We start from the raw sequence: 14389 nt of genomic DNA on the forward strand, positions 1-14389 counted from the left end.
ATTACAATTTAGCCTAAATGAAAGATAACAACCAAAAACATGAATTCCTTTTTGATACAATAAATTATAAAATTCTCTTAATTGGAATTGGAGTAATCGGCTTGGGATTTATACTAATGTCTGGAGGAGGAAGCAATGATCCAAATGTGTTCAGCGAAGACATCTTTAGTTTCAGAAGAATTAGATTAGCACCCACTACCGTTTTAATCGGTTTTGGAATTACCGTTTATGCCATTCTAAAAAATCCAAAGAAAGCGTAAATGAATATATTGCAAGCATTTTTAATTGCCGTTATCGAGGGATTAACGGAATATCTTCCGATTTCTTCAACGGCGCATATGGTTTTTGTCAGTTCTTATTTTGGAATCCAGGAGGACGATTTCGTAAAACTTTTTCAAGTATCCATTCAATTTGGAGCCATTCTGGCGGTTGTTGCTTTGTATTGGAAGAAATTTTTTAATTTCTCTTCCCGAAGTGTAGCCATCAGCTTCTATCTCAAGCTTATTTATGCGGTAATTCCAGCTTTAGTTCTGGGGAAACTATTCGATGATAAAATTGAAGCTGTTTTGGGAGACCCGATTCCTATCGCCATTGTATTAATTCTGGGTGGAATTATTTTACTTTTTATTGACAGTCGTTTTCAAAGCCCAACTATTATTAAAGAAGAAGATATAACTGTAAAAAAAGCCGTAGCCATTGGTTTTTGGCAATGTTTAGCGATGATGCCGGGAACAAGCCGTTCTGCTGCTTCTATTATTGGCGGAATGCAACAAGGATTAACAAGACATGCCGCGGCTGAATTTTCTTTCTTTTTAGCAGTTCCTACAATGATGGCGGTAACATGTTATTCTGTGTTCCTGAAAACCTATGAATCTTCACAAATGAAAGGCTACGAATTGATTCTAAAGTCTAACGAAAACATACAACTGTTCCTGATAGGAAATGTTGTAGCCTTTATTGTTGCTATTATAGCTATTAAATTCTTTATCGAAATCATCAAAAAATATGGTTTTAAACCTTGGGGCTGGTACCGAATAATAGTAGGTGTGTTTTTATTAATTTACTTTTCATACCAAAAATAACTTCCTTTGAAAACACCCGAAGATTTCAATAACGGACAAATTTTACTCATTGACAAACCATTGCATTGGACTTCATTTCAGGCCGTGAACAAAATGAAATGGGCTTTAAAAAGCAAACTAGGTCTAAAGAAAATAAAAATTGGGCATGCCGGAACTTTGGATCCTCTGGCAACTGGATTACTATTGGTTTGCACCGGAAAATTTACCAAAAGGATTACAGAACTGCAGGGCCAAGCCAAAGAATATACTGGAACTTTCTATATTGGAGCCACTACGCCTTCATACGATTTAGAAACCGAAATTGATCAAACTTTCCCAACAGAACATATCAATGAAGCTTTAATACACGAAACCTTGAAGCTATTTTTGGGAGAAATAGACCAAAAACCACCTATTTTTTCAGCTATAAAGAAAAATGGCATACGCTTGTACGAACATGCCCGTGCTGGAGAAACGGTAGAAATTGCCACAAGAAAAACGACCATCCATGAATTTGAAATTACTAGAATTGAACTTCCTGAAGTTGACTTCAGAGTGGTTTGCAGTAAAGGAACCTATATCCGCTCTTTAGCTTACGATTTTGGAAAAGCTATGTTTTCAGGTTCTCATTTAATCGTTTTACGTAGAACAAAAATTGGAGATTATGATGTAAATGAGGCTATGGACGTGACTTTATTCGAGGAAAGTCTAACACCTCGATTATAATAAAAAAGCAAAAACACATGACAAATACTAAATGAATTTGCGATGTGTTTTTTCTAAAATTTAAAGTAGTTTTAATCCATACTCTTTTGTCTACTTGGCTTTGCCATTGGTTTAATAATGAGTTACGTTTTTACCTCCAAACAGTAAACGCGATAAATAATCATAAACCCTTTCAAATAGCTTTTTCATGACGATGTTTTTTTTTTAAATTGTGACACAATATTAAACACCCTAAAAAAAGTAAATTAAATAAGATAGACTTGGTTAGCAGTCACCAATTTACAATTATTTTTTCAATACACAAAAAAAATAATCCCAAAAAAAACTTAACTATTTGATAAAAAACTTTTATCAATATATGGTTTTTACATTAAAGATTTTGCATTAAATTAAGTATTTCCTGCTGAACACCCAATCCTTTATCTTTCAAATACCACAATTGCAAGTTGGTTTTTATCGTTTCATCAATTACACCGAATTCTTTTTTGTAGGCATTAATCAAATCAGTAGCGCCCTGAGGTCTTGGCCCCCAACTTCCAAGCACACCTCCCGTTGCTTTATTAATTACAATTAGTTTAGGAATTGCTTTCTTTTTATTTGTTAAAAACAACTCCATCAGTTCCTCATTTTCATCACGCAAAACAATTTTCATTTCTATTTTATCTTCAGAAGCAATAGCCATTTTATTGAGAATCGGTAGTACTTGCGCTGCATCTCCGCACCACCCCTCAGAAATCACTAACCAAATGTATTCCTTTTCTAAATTTTTTAATTTTAGACTATTTTCCTCCGTAATTTTCATCGTTTTATCCAAACGATCCATACGCGTTTCATTCAAGGAACTGTAATGTGTCAAATCCTCAGATTGTTCATTACCGGTTGATTTACCTACAAGTAATAAATCTGAAACTAGTTTTCTATATTCAGAATAGGAGTGACTCTTAAACAATGCTTTAGCTACATGGATTTTCATAATGAATTATTTATTTTCACAAAGTTACCATAAAATCAAGCTATAAATATGACATATATCACTTTGAATTCCGCAAAAAGAGTAATTTTATAACAAATAGCAAAGATGGATTTAAAAACAAAATCGATAGGGCTGGTACTTTCTGGCGGAGGCTCTAAAGGTTTAGCGCACGCCGGGGCCATTAAATTTTTAGAAGAAAAAAACATTTATCCTACTCGAATGGCCGGAACAAGTGCCGGATCAATTGTTGGTGCATTGTACGCATGGGGAAAAACACCTGAAGAAATCCTGGAATTTTTTAAGTCCATATACCTTTTTCATTGGAAACATTTTACTTTCAAGAAAGCGGGCCTAATCGATTCCGAATATTTTAAAAGTTATTTTTATACTATTTTTCAAAATGCGGAATTGGGAGACCTAAAAATCCCAATTCAAATTACAGCAACGGATATGATTAGAGGAAAACTAAAAATATTTGGGCCTGAAACAAAAATCATTGATGCCATTTTAGCCTCTTCAGCATTTCCGGGAATTTTGTCACCCTTTGAAATTAAAGGAAAACTATACAGTGACGGTGGCATATTAAATCATTTTCCAACCGACATTCTACAAGGACAATGCGACACCATTATCGGAGTTTATGTGAGTCCGATTCAAAAAATTGAAGCCAAAGACCTAAGTTCCATTAAAGCAGTTACTACACGAGCTTTTGACATCCTTTCGGCGAATTCAAATATGCATAAATTCAATATTTGTGATTGGGTCATAGAACCAAAAGATTTGTGTCTTTACAGTACTTTTGAAACCAGCAAAATAAAGATGGACGCAGTATTCAACATTGGCTATGAAGCCGCAAAAAAATCCTACGAAAAACTTAATTTATAAAATTTAAGCAACACTTTTTTTAAAAAACAGAATATGTCTATATTTGCACCAATCAACTCAATACAAAAATGAAATACAAAAGAATTCTTCTAAAACTAAGTGGCGAAGCTTTAATGGGCGACTTGCAATACGGAATTGACCCAAAAAGACTAGCTGAATATGCCGATGAAATCAAGCAAATTCATGCAAAAGGAGTAGAAATTGCTATCGTTATTGGTGGTGGAAATATTTTTAGAGGTGTAGCCGGAGCAAGTGCAGGTATGGACAGAGTACAAGGCGATTATATGGGAATGCTTGCCACTGTTATTAACGGAATGGCATTGCAAGGAGCATTAGAAGACAAAGGAATGAAAACACGTTTACAGACTGCCTTAAAAATGGAGTCTATAGCGGAACCTTATATTAAAAGAAGAGCGGTTCGTCATCTTGAAAAAGGTAGAATCGTAATTTTTGGTGCAGGAACTGGAAATCCTTATTTCACAACGGATACAGCTGCCGTTTTACGTGGTGTGGAAATCAACGCCGATGTAATTCTGAAAGGAACTCGCGTTGATGGTGTATATGATTGTGATCCGGAAAAAAACGCATCAGCAATAAAATTCGATTTTATCTCCTTTGACGACGTTCTTAGAAAAGGATTGAATGTAATGGATACAACTGCATTTACCTTGAGCCAGGAAAATAAATTACCAATTGTAGTTTTTGACATGAATAAAGTAGGTAATCTGTTGAAAATTTGCGACGGAGAAAATATAGGAACTGTAGTAAATATATAAAAAGACAAATTAGATTGTTAGCCTTTTAAATAACCAAAAGCTAAGAATCTAACAATCAAACAATCAAGATTATGACTGAAGAAATTGAATTTATATTAGATAGCACTAAAGAATCTATGACAGGTTCTATTGCGCATTTAGAAAAAGAATTTTTGAATATTCGCGCAGGAAAAGCATCACCAGCAATGCTAGGAAGTGTTTTTGTAGATTATTATGGCTCAGCTACACCGCTTTCACAAGTGTCAAAAATTAGCGTTCCTGACGCAAGAACAATTACATTACAGCCTTTTGAAAAAAATATGCTACATGTAATTGAAAAAGCAATTATGGTTGCAAACATTGGTTTTAATCCAATGAACAACGGTGATGTAATTATCATAAGTGTTCCTGCATTAACTGAGGAAAGAAGACGTGAACTTGCCAAACAGGCCAAAGTAGAAGCAGAAGATGCTAAAGTTGGTATTCGAAATGCCAGAAAAGATGCCAATTCAGATATTAAAAAACTAGAAAAAGAAGGAACATCCGAGGACATTTGTAAAAGTGCTGAAGAAGATGTTCAAAACTTAACCAATAGTTATATCAAGAAAATAGATGAACTTCTGGTTCAAAAAGAAGCTGAAATCATGAAGGTTTAAGTTTCCATAAATCAATATCAAAAATCCGCTTCGTCAAAATAACGAAGCGGATTTTTTATTCTTATTTTTGCCGCAACAAAATGAGACCGTACCCGTTTTGTAATAAACCGTATTTATGAAGCAATTATGTTTGTTGTTCTTTTTTTTAACGCTTTCGCTTCATGCGCAATTTCAGATAAATGGAATTATAAAAGAATCTGCAACCAATAAACCACTCCCTTTTGCAACGATTACCACAAATAATGGAATAAACATAATATCAGATGTTGACGGCAAATTTAGTATTTTATCTACAATCGTTATTTCAACCTTCGATGTTTCGTATATTGGTTATAACAGATCTAGCGTTTCCGTTGAAAAAGATAAAAATTTTTACCTGGTGGTGCTTTCCCAAAGAACAAATGATTTGAATGAAGTTATTGTTCCAAATGAAAACCAGGCTTTGGCAATTATAAGAAAGGTAATTGAAACCAAAAACAACAATAACCCACAAAAAAAGCTAACTAGTTTTGAGTTTAAATCGTACAACAAGCTTATTGTAACTGCTAATTCTGACTCTATTGACGGAAGAATTGATTCTATTTTTGTCAAAAAATCCTTCGGGACAATATTCACTAAAATCGACTCTTCTGACTATAAATTTAAAGAAATCATAAAACAACAGCATCTGTTTCAAACAGAAAAGGTATCGCAATATCAATTCAATAATACTAAATTAAAAGAAACAATATTGGGTACAAAAATGGCCGGTTTCAAACAACCTGTTTATGAAATCATCGCTTTTAACTTACAGTCATTTTCTGTTTATGATTCCCGATACGAGCTTTTTGAAACCAAATACAATAGCCCTATTGCCAATGATGCACTACAAGATTACAATTATAAACTACTGGATTCTTTACCTATAGAGGGAAGAAACACCTATATGATTTATTTTAAAAACAAAAAGAAAAGAAAATCATCCGGACTAGAAGGAGTACTTTATATTGACAAAAATAATTTTGCTGTAGCTAAAGCGATCATGCGAATAAAAGGAGTCCTTGACATTAGTGGAATACATGATTTTAAGTACATTTCTACTGAAGATTTATGGTTTCCATCGGATAAAACTTTTAAAATTGTAAAAGGCAAAAATGATGATGATATAAAAATACTTGGCGGAACCATTCAATTTGATGGTGATGTGGAAAAGGATTTCAAAAAAAGAAAAAAGGAAGCATCTGATTACACGTATCTGCTTTCACAAAGCAACAACTTCGATATTCATTACAATATCCCTGTTCAAATTAAAAAATCAGCTGTTGCGATCGAAATCAATGATGATGCGATTAACAAACCCGAAAGTTTTTGGAATTCCTATAGAAAATACAGTTTAGACAATCGAGTCCAAAAAACATATTTGGCTCTTGATAGCATTTCTTCCAAAAAACGAATTGAAAGCCGCATCCGTTTCGGCAGAAAAATCATCAATGGATATTTACCCCTGGGAAAATTTGATTTAGACTTACGTAAATTATTTAGCTACAACAATTATGAAGGATTTCGATTGGGAATTGGCGGAGTCACGAATGAACAATTTTCAAAGAAATTTAGAATCGAAGGCTACTCTGCTTATGGGACAAAAGATGGGAATTTCAAATATAATTTGGGAATGGCCACACGAGTAGGCAAATTTTCGAATTCCTGGATTGGAGTTTCCTATACTGATGACGTTCGAGAAATTGCAAGTACCGTGTTTGCTATTGATAAAAAAGCTTTTAAAATTTATGACCCAAGACCCATAAACATAAGTACATTTTATAATTATGTGAGTTGGAAAACATTTCTAGAAACGAAAATAATCCCAAAAACTGAAAGTATCTGGGAACTTTCCCGTACTTATGTTGAACCCAAATTCGATTATATATATAACGTGAACGGAAAGCTTTATTCCAATTACATTATGACAACGGCCATGATTTCTTTACGTTGGAATCCATTCAGCGATTATATGCAAACCCCCACAGGAAGAATCGAAGTAGAAAAACGTTTTCCAAAATTTACGTTTCAATACACTCAATCCTTGCCGAAAATATGGAAAAATGATTTTGAGTTTAGCAAAATAGATTTCAAAACGGAGTATGAAAAAAAATATTTGAACGGTCAAAAAACAAGCCTGCTTTTTGAAGCAGGATATGCTTTTGGCGATGTTCCGTTAACCCACTTGTACAATACTTCTCCAAATAATATTACTAAAGAAACCATTATTCAGAGAATGACTTTTTCGGGCAAAAATAGCTTTGAAACGATGTTTTTTAATGAGTTTTTTTCCAGTGAATATGCATTTTTTCAGTTCAAACATGGTTTTAGTCGAGTGACCTTATTCAAAAAAATAAAACCTTCCTTGATTCTTGTCTCCAGAATGGCTTGGGGAAATTTACAAAAACCGGAACAACACATTGGATTGGATTACAAAACGCTGAACGAAGGTTATTTTGAATCCGGAATTGAACTCAATCAAATTTATAAAGGTCTGGGATTAAGCGGATTTTATCGTTATGGCCCCAATCAACTTCCTAAATTTGAAGATAACATAGCTGTTAAAATAAGTTATGTACTCAATTTAGGGCTTTAAACTAAAACAAATTTCTCCAGATTTTTATACAGTTATCAGACTTTAGTTTGTATCAGTTGAATATTCTTATGGCTTAATAATTAATACCGACGGTGTATTATTGAGCCAAATACTATGGGAATCAAGTAGTTTTTTCCAACTTTCCAAACTAATGATCATCAAATCCTGATGCTCTAAAAACTCTTTTTTTATTGTTCTGTCCTGCATCATCATAATGTGATTAGGTGCTACTTGTTCTATGGAACGGATCCCCTCTTGAATTTCTCGGTTGCTTCTTATATGACCAACAGCATCCAAAACTGTAATTTGAGAGCCATTATTGTGTATCAATTTTTGAGCAAATTGAATCAAAAAAGCATCCTCCTCACTAAAAATTGGTATGAAAACCTGATTAATTTCTTCTAATTCTTTGTCGACCAGAATCCCAACTGGCATTTTACTTTTAGCAATAATTTGCCTTGTTCTTTCATCAAAAGGAGAATTTTCAAACAGGCCTTCTTTCCCTGTAAATTTATCAATTAAGCGATCCGGATTAATGATTCTTGTTGTAAAACCAAGTACTTTACCCAGTAATGTTCCTTCAAATATAGATTGCCCCAAACCAACTAATAACAAATCATACTCACCATGATTAGCCGTATCAGCTATATCAGAATCAATGTCATTTGATGCTTTAAAAAGGGTGATGATTTTTTGATTTAAATTTTCCGATTCCGAAATAACCGGTAAAAATATTTCTCTTTCGTAATCTTTGATATCAAAGGAATGTAACTCTGAACTTAGTGACAAATGCATTGCGGTAACGATCGTATTCCCACTTTGTTTTTTAACTAAGCTATTAGCCACTTTTAGCAACGTTTTCCCTTTGTCTGCAGTGGCAAAAGAAATTAGAATTTTATATTTACTTCTATTACTTATCTCTTCTGGGACACTACTGCTTTTAGTTTTAAAAATATAATTAATTAAATCCAAAGCCGGGCCGGTCATAAAAGTGGTTGCCAATGCCATAATAACCATCATCGTGAAAATTTGGGTTGACAAAACACCTAAATCATATCCAATATTCAGCACCACTAATTCCATCAGACCTCTTGTATTCATTAATGTACCTATAGACAGACTGTCCTTCCAGCTATGTCCAACGAACTTTGCCGCAAGTGCACTGCCAAAAAACTTACCGACTACTGCAACCAAAATAATCAATCCGGTAATTTTCCATAAATAAATGTCGTCAATTAACCCTATTTGGGTTCTTAGACCTGTAAAAACAAAAAACAAAGGAAGTAGGATTACAACTGAAACATCTTCCACTTTTTCGATAAAAATAGTACGAAATTTATTGTTTTCCGGCATAATTGCTCCAGCCAAAAATGCCCCAAACAAAGCATGAATCCCTATCAGCTCAGATGCGTAAGAAGACAATAGCAATGTCAGAAAAAAAATCGCAACAACCGGTTTATTGAGACTTTCTCTTGTGGAATTCAAATCACCAACTCTTTTTAGAAAAGGCCTAACCACTTTTAACATCACAATTACATACAGTATAGCTAGTGCAATAACATACAAAGAACTCATGAAAGATCCTGCTTTTACAATAGCAATTACTGCTGCCAGAATACACCATGCCGTGATGTCATCGGCGGCGGCACATGTAATTACAATTGCTCCTAACTTAGTTTTATGAATTCCTCGTTCACGAACTATACCAGCCAAAACCGGAAATGCAGTAATACTCATAGCAATCCCCAAAAACAATCCAAAAGACAGGAATTCAACACCTGGAGGAGCAAAAGAATGGTAAATAAAATAGGCAAGTCCTAAACCTAAAGTAAACGGAATAATAATACTGGCATGACTGATAACAACAGCATCATGTGCTTTATTCTTAAGCACTTTTAAATCCAATTCCATCCCAATAACATACATAAAAAGGATTAATCCAATTTGACTCAAAAACTGCAAGTTGCCTAGCGAATCTTTTGGAAACAACATTGCCGAAAATTCAGGAAAGTACATGCCGATTAAAGAAGGGCCTAAAACAATCCCCGCTATCATCTCCCCTATTACTGTTGGCTGGCCAATTCTTCTGCAAACCCATCCAAAAAATCGAGCCACAAAAATAATAGTGATGATTTGGACCAGAAGAATGGCTAACGGATGTTGCAAATTGTGATTCATCGACGTTAGAAAATCATTCCAATGTCCATTTTCTATATGATGAGAAACAATATTTCGTCCTTTCTCCAACACTTTCCCTTTCAGAATAATCCAATACATCAAGGCGGAAGATCCACCAATAATTATCAAATAAAAAAACGAATTTCTAATACTTCGCATACAACTCTTTTTTAAATTACCTTCTTTTACGATGCAAATATGGGAAGCGATTTTTGAGAAATAAAAAGAAATACAGAGTAATTTCTGCCGTATGTAACAAGATTGGAAAACTTTGTAATAAGTTAGATTTTGACTTTTATTAAAAAATCAGAACGATAGGTTTCTCTTAAAATTAATGTGGTGACTTTTCCGTTTTGATCGTGATGGTTCAGCGTAATTTCATTATGATTGAAAAACTTAACAGCGGTAATCGCAATAATTTCCCTTTTATTCACTCTACAAAAATCAGCCTTTGGCAGCTGACTTAAAAGCGAATCAAAGTTAATATTTTTTAAAATCAGCGAGCTGCCACCAACAAGAAACACTTCTTTATCTCTACTGTCAGTCGTTGCAGTCTTGATGTATACAATCAGATGAAAATACAACAATGCCTTTCCTTTATCAGTATTTAAATGAATATATTTTTTAATATTCGAAGGTTTATCAAATCGTTCTAAAGCCTTTGCAACTGCTTTTTGTAAACGCTCCTTTGTAACCGGTTTTAGAATGTAATCAACCGCATCAATATCAAATGCTTGGGCAGCATAATTTTTATAGGCAGTGGCAAAAATGACTAGTTTATTCTGTAGTAAACCCGCAAGAGTCAAACCATCAATTCCGGGCATTTCAATATCTGAAATACACAAATCAAAATCGAGTTTCGGAATTTCGGCCAGTAATTTTTCTGGATCATTAAATACTTTTACAATTTCTATTTCTGGAATTTGCTCGCATAGCATTTTCAGATAGGTCAATCCTGGCAATTCATCGTCCAGCAGCAAGCATTTGAGTTTTGTATTCAAGAAGATTTATTTTTAGGTGCGCAATATAAATGTCATTCTCTACAAATTTATCGAGTTTAAACTGATTTTTGTATATAATTTTCAACCTTTGCTCCAACGTGGCAGCCCCAATGCCACCTCGTTCTTTTTTCAATGTCTTTTTATCTGATATTTTATTTGAAACGGTCAAATAAAAACAATTGTCTTTGAATTCAAATAAAACCGAAATAAAGGCATCTGCGCTTTGCAAATCAGCATGTTTAAACGCATTTTCTATTAAATCAATCGAAATTAAAGGTGCTAAAAGACGTTGTTCATAGAGTATTTCACCTTCACTGATTTTAGTTTTTACTTTCAATTCAAAAAGCGGACTAACTTTAATTTTATTGATTTCTATAAGATTCAATGCAAACTCGATTTCTTCTTTTGGGGAAACCAATTTTTTTTGACTTTCATATAAAATATAATCCAGCACATTCGCCAATTTATCTAAGGCAAAATAGGTCTGATATGCATGTGACTGAATTGAATTGAGAATATTTTTAAAAAGGTGGGGATTGAGTTTGGATTCCAATGTTTCCAACTGTAACTTATTTACTTTCAATTCAAGAAAACGAAACTTTTCTTCTGCTCTTTCTTTCGCTTTTCCCGATTGAATTACACGATAAACAAGATAGCAAAGCAGTATTATCAGTATCATGATAATCGTAAGAAACATATAAATCACACCATTATTTTCTTGAATTCTATTCATCTTTCAGGTTTAAAACTACTTTAAAAAAAACAATTTGATATTTAATGACTCGACACAAATTTGAGCCCAATAATCGAACTGATTAAAGTAGTGATAAAGAAAATTCTCCAAAAATCAGCCGGCTCTTTAAAGACAAAAATTCCAACCAGAACTGTTCCCACTGCGCCAATTCCTGTCCAGACTGCATAAGCCGTTCCTATTGGCAATGTTTGTGTAGCTTTATAAAGCAACAACATACTTATTGTTAAACAAATTAAAAATCCGCCCAACCACAATGTTGCTGTAGCACCTGAACTTTCCTTGGCTTTACCCAAACAAGTTGCGAAACCGACTTCAAAAAGTCCACCGATAATCAATAAAACCCAGTTCATATTAGTGCTTTAAAATTAAAACTGAAGGAACTCCACTCAACCAAACACTTCTAGAATCCACGAGTTCTTTCCAACTTTCGAGACTAATTAACATTAAATCCTGTTTGGCTAAAAATTCTTTTTTAATTGTTTTATCCGTAACCAAACCAATGTTATTCGGATATTTTTGTTCTAAAGAATCTATAGCACTTTTCAAGACAAAATTACTTTCTACATATCCGTTTACATCCAAAATGATAACTTTAGAATTGTTGTTGTAAATTAATTTTTGAACATAATCAATCAAAAATGAATCCTCAGCGCTAAAAATCGGAATAAAAACCTGATTAACATTTTGCAATTCTTTGTCAATCAAAATCCCAATTGGCATTTTAGTTTTAGAAATAATCTGTCTGGTTCTTTCATCAAAAGGGGAATTTTCGAATAATCCTTCTTTTCCAGTAAATTTATCAATCAATCGATCCGGGTTAATTATCCTTGTTGTAAAACCAATCACTTTTCCGAGAATTGTCCCTTCAAAAATAGATTTCCCTAAGCCTATCAACAATAAATCGTAATCGCCCTGATTAGCGACATCAGCAATTTCGGTTTCAATATCAAGGGTCGCTTTAAAAATAGTGGTAATATCTTGATTCAACAGTTGCGATTCTTCGACAATTGGATAAAAACTATTCTTTTCTTTATCTTCCATATTGAACGTATGCACCTCATCACTTAATGACAAATGCATTACTGTTATACTAGATTTTGCTTTTTGTTTCTTTATAAAACTGTTAGCCATTCGCAACAGAGATTTCCCTTTTTCGTTATTGCCAAACGAAATTAAAATTCGGTATTTTTTATGGTTTGCTTGTTCTAAAATTTCGACACCATCTTTAGTTTTGAATACATAATTGATTAAATCCAATGCTGGCCCTGTCATAAAAGTTGTTACTAATGCCATGATAACCATCATTGTAAAAACCTCAGGAGTCAAAACTTTAAGCTCTAACCCAATATTCAACACGATCAACTCCATTAAACCACGCGTGTTCATCAAAGCACCAATAGTCAAACTGTCCCGCCAACTTTGACCTACAAATTTAGCGGCTAATGCGCTTCCTAAAAATTTTCCTACTACCGCAACCAAAATAATAAAACCGGTAACTTTCCATAAATACGGATCATTGATAAGGCCTATTTCGGTTTTTAAACCGGTAAACACAAAAAACAAAGGCAGTAAAAGAATCAACGCAACGTCCTCTACCTTTTCTATGAATATTGTTCTAAATTTTGGAACATCGGGCATAATAGCTCCAGCCATAAAAGCACCGAACAACGCATGTATACCAATCACTTCAGTAGCATAAGACGAAAGAATAAGTACCAGAAAAAAAATCGCCACGACAGGTTTTACTATACTGTCTTTAGAGCCATATAAATCCCCTATTCTTTTCAAGAATGGTTTTACAATAAAAATCATGGCCGCAACATAAATTAAAGCCAGCAAAATAATGTATAAGGAACTAACAAAAGTTCCCGCTTTTACAATCGCGATTACGACAGCTAAAATACACCAGGCGGTAATATCATCGGCAGCTGCACACGTAATAACAATAGCTCCTAGTTTCGTTTTATGAATCCCTCTTTCCTGAACGATTCTTGCCAAAACAGGAAATGCAGTTATGCTTAGTGCAATTCCCATAAACAAACTAAAAGCAAGGAACTTCACTCCTTCAGGAGCAAATCGATTGTAAACAAAATAGGCTAATCCAATTCCGAGGGCAAATGGAATGACAATACTCGCATGACTTATCACCACCGCTTCATTAGCTTTATTTTTCAACACTTTAATATCGAGTTCCATTCCTATGACAAACATAAAAAGAATCAATCCTATTTGACTTAAAAACTTTAAATTTCCTAATGATTCTACGGGAAACAAAGCGCTTGAAAATTCCGGAAAATACATTCCCAATAAAGAGGGTCCAAGAACAATCCCTGCAATAATCTCTCCTATAACGGATGGCTGCCCTATTTTTTTGAAAACCCAACCAAAAAAACGAGCCACAAGGATTATCGTAATAATTTGCGCTAAAAGAATAGCCAGCGGGTCCTGAAAATTGTGTTGCATCGAAGCTATAAAATCATTCCACGAACCATTTCTACTGGCACGCATTACAATAGTTTCACTTGCTTCTAATTTTTCTCCCCTACTTATAATCCAATATATTAATGCGGTAAAACCACCTGTTACACCTAAATAAAATATTGTGTTTTTATAATTCTTCATATATAATTTTCTGTGGACTTTCCTGTCTTTAAATAAACAAAGATGAGAAATTCAAATGTATAATTTATATCCCATAAAATTAATATATTATAAAATAAAAAACCTCCAGAATTGAACGGATAACACCCCAAAAAGTTTTATTTAAAACAAATGATTTAAGGCGG

The 14389-nt window shown here is 33.7% G+C and carries 13 protein-coding genes; 7 read left to right on the top strand and 6 right to left on the bottom strand.

Going from position 1 to position 14389, the window contains the following annotated elements; translation table 11 throughout:
* Positions 1-17: 17 nt before the first annotated feature.
* Genes ACNQGN_RS10530 through truB form a run of 3 tightly spaced genes read left to right on the top strand, consistent with a single transcriptional unit; the run spans position 18 to position 1787 of the window.
* Positions 18-260: a DUF3098 domain-containing protein gene (locus tag ACNQGN_RS10530; protein ID WP_417987790.1), complete on the top strand. Its 243-nt coding sequence runs from the start codon at positions 18-20 to the stop codon at positions 258-260.
* Positions 261-1082 (top strand): undecaprenyl-diphosphate phosphatase, encoded by an 822-nt coding sequence (locus ACNQGN_RS10535; RefSeq protein ID WP_417987791.1) that lies wholly within the window; start codon positions 261-263, stop codon positions 1080-1082.
* Positions 1083-1088: 6 nt separating this feature from the next.
* The gene (gene truB / locus ACNQGN_RS10540; protein ID WP_417987792.1) at positions 1089-1787 is read left to right on the top strand and encodes a tRNA pseudouridine(55) synthase TruB; all 699 of its coding nucleotides are present in this window, start codon (positions 1089-1091) and stop codon (positions 1785-1787) included.
* Positions 1788-2157: 370 nt separating this feature from the next.
* On the opposite strand, the gene ACNQGN_RS10545 is transcribed toward truB, so the two are convergent.
* Positions 2158-2760 carry a thioredoxin family protein gene (locus tag ACNQGN_RS10545; RefSeq protein WP_417987793.1) on the bottom strand — a complete coding sequence of 201 codons (603 nt, stop codon included), beginning with the start codon at positions 2758-2760 and terminating at the stop codon, positions 2158-2160.
* A gap of 105 nt (positions 2761-2865) precedes the next feature.
* Here ACNQGN_RS10545 and ACNQGN_RS10550 point away from each other — a divergent pair, with 105 nt between their 5' ends.
* The 4 genes from ACNQGN_RS10550 (at position 2866) to ACNQGN_RS10565 (ending at position 7670) form a co-directional block, all read left to right on the top strand.
* The gene (locus tag ACNQGN_RS10550) at positions 2866-3645 is read left to right on the top strand and encodes a patatin-like phospholipase family protein (protein ID WP_417987794.1); all 780 of its coding nucleotides are present in this window, start codon (positions 2866-2868) and stop codon (positions 3643-3645) included.
* Positions 3646-3713: 68 nt separating this feature from the next.
* The gene (pyrH, locus tag ACNQGN_RS10555) at positions 3714-4421 is read left to right on the top strand and encodes a UMP kinase (protein WP_417987795.1); all 708 of its coding nucleotides are present in this window, start codon (positions 3714-3716) and stop codon (positions 4419-4421) included.
* Between the two features lie 71 nt (positions 4422-4492).
* Positions 4493-5056, top strand: a complete 564-nt coding sequence (gene frr, locus ACNQGN_RS10560; RefSeq protein WP_417987796.1) for a ribosome recycling factor — start codon at positions 4493-4495, stop codon at positions 5054-5056.
* Positions 5057-5171: 115 nt separating this feature from the next.
* Entirely contained in the window at positions 5172-7670 is a 2499-nt protein-coding gene (locus tag ACNQGN_RS10565) for a DUF5686 family protein (RefSeq protein ID WP_417987797.1), read from the top strand.
* 66 nt (positions 7671-7736) lie between these two features.
* On the opposite strand, the gene ACNQGN_RS10570 is transcribed toward ACNQGN_RS10565, so the two are convergent.
* From ACNQGN_RS10570 to ACNQGN_RS10590, 5 genes are all read right to left on the bottom strand, one after another.
* Complete coding sequence (locus tag ACNQGN_RS10570) at positions 7737-10007, bottom strand: cation:proton antiporter (protein ID WP_417987798.1); 2271 nt, start codon at positions 10005-10007, stop codon at positions 7737-7739.
* A gap of 122 nt (positions 10008-10129) precedes the next feature.
* Complete coding sequence (locus ACNQGN_RS10575; RefSeq protein WP_417987799.1) at positions 10130-10849, bottom strand: LytR/AlgR family response regulator transcription factor; 720 nt, start codon at positions 10847-10849, stop codon at positions 10130-10132.
* On the bottom strand, positions 10812-11582 hold the full coding sequence (locus tag ACNQGN_RS10580; RefSeq protein WP_417987800.1) for a sensor histidine kinase: 771 nt from the start codon (positions 11580-11582) through the stop codon (positions 10812-10814). Before ACNQGN_RS10580 ends, ACNQGN_RS10575 begins: the two co-directional genes overlap by 38 nt.
* Positions 11583-11623: 41 nt before the next feature.
* The gene (locus ACNQGN_RS10585) at positions 11624-11953 is read right to left on the bottom strand and encodes a DMT family transporter (protein ID WP_417987801.1); all 330 of its coding nucleotides are present in this window, start codon (positions 11951-11953) and stop codon (positions 11624-11626) included.
* A 1-nt stretch (position 11954) separates the two neighbouring features.
* Positions 11955-14225, bottom strand: a complete 2271-nt coding sequence (locus tag ACNQGN_RS10590) for a cation:proton antiporter domain-containing protein (protein WP_417987802.1) — start codon at positions 14223-14225, stop codon at positions 11955-11957.
* Between the last annotated feature and the right edge of the window lie 164 nt (positions 14226-14389).

This window comes from Flavobacterium rhamnosi, assembly GCF_048286515.1.
Lineage (GTDB): Bacteria > Bacteroidota > Bacteroidia > Flavobacteriales > Flavobacteriaceae > Flavobacterium.

Bases quoted from the DNA above. Each gene is read 5' to 3' on its own strand.
- ACNQGN_RS10530 (WP_417987790.1), top strand. From the start codon at position 18: ATGAAAGATAACAACCAAAAACATGAATTCCTTTTTGATACAATAAAT.
- ACNQGN_RS10535 (WP_417987791.1), top strand. From the start codon at position 261: ATGAATATATTGCAAGCATTTTTAATTGCCGTTATCGAGGGATTAACG.
- ACNQGN_RS10545 (WP_417987793.1), bottom strand. From the start codon at position 2,760: ATGAAAATCCATGTAGCTAAAGCATTGTTTAAGAGTCACTCCTATTCT.
- ACNQGN_RS10550 (WP_417987794.1), top strand. From the start codon at position 2,866: ATGGATTTAAAAACAAAATCGATAGGGCTGGTACTTTCTGGCGGAGGC.
- pyrH (WP_417987795.1), top strand. From the start codon at position 3,714: ATGAAATACAAAAGAATTCTTCTAAAACTAAGTGGCGAAGCTTTAATG.
- frr (WP_417987796.1), top strand. From the start codon at position 4,493: ATGACTGAAGAAATTGAATTTATATTAGATAGCACTAAAGAATCTATG.
- ACNQGN_RS10565 (WP_417987797.1), top strand. From the start codon at position 5,172: ATGAAGCAATTATGTTTGTTGTTCTTTTTTTTAACGCTTTCGCTTCAT.
- ACNQGN_RS10570 (WP_417987798.1), bottom strand. From the start codon at position 10,007: ATGCGAAGTATTAGAAATTCGTTTTTTTATTTGATAATTATTGGTGGA.
- ACNQGN_RS10580 (WP_417987800.1), bottom strand. From the start codon at position 11,582: ATGAATAGAATTCAAGAAAATAATGGTGTGATTTATATGTTTCTTACG.
- ACNQGN_RS10585 (WP_417987801.1), bottom strand. From the start codon at position 11,953: ATGAACTGGGTTTTATTGATTATCGGTGGACTTTTTGAAGTCGGTTTC.
- ACNQGN_RS10590 (WP_417987802.1), bottom strand. From the start codon at position 14,225: ATGAAGAATTATAAAAACACAATATTTTATTTAGGTGTAACAGGTGGT.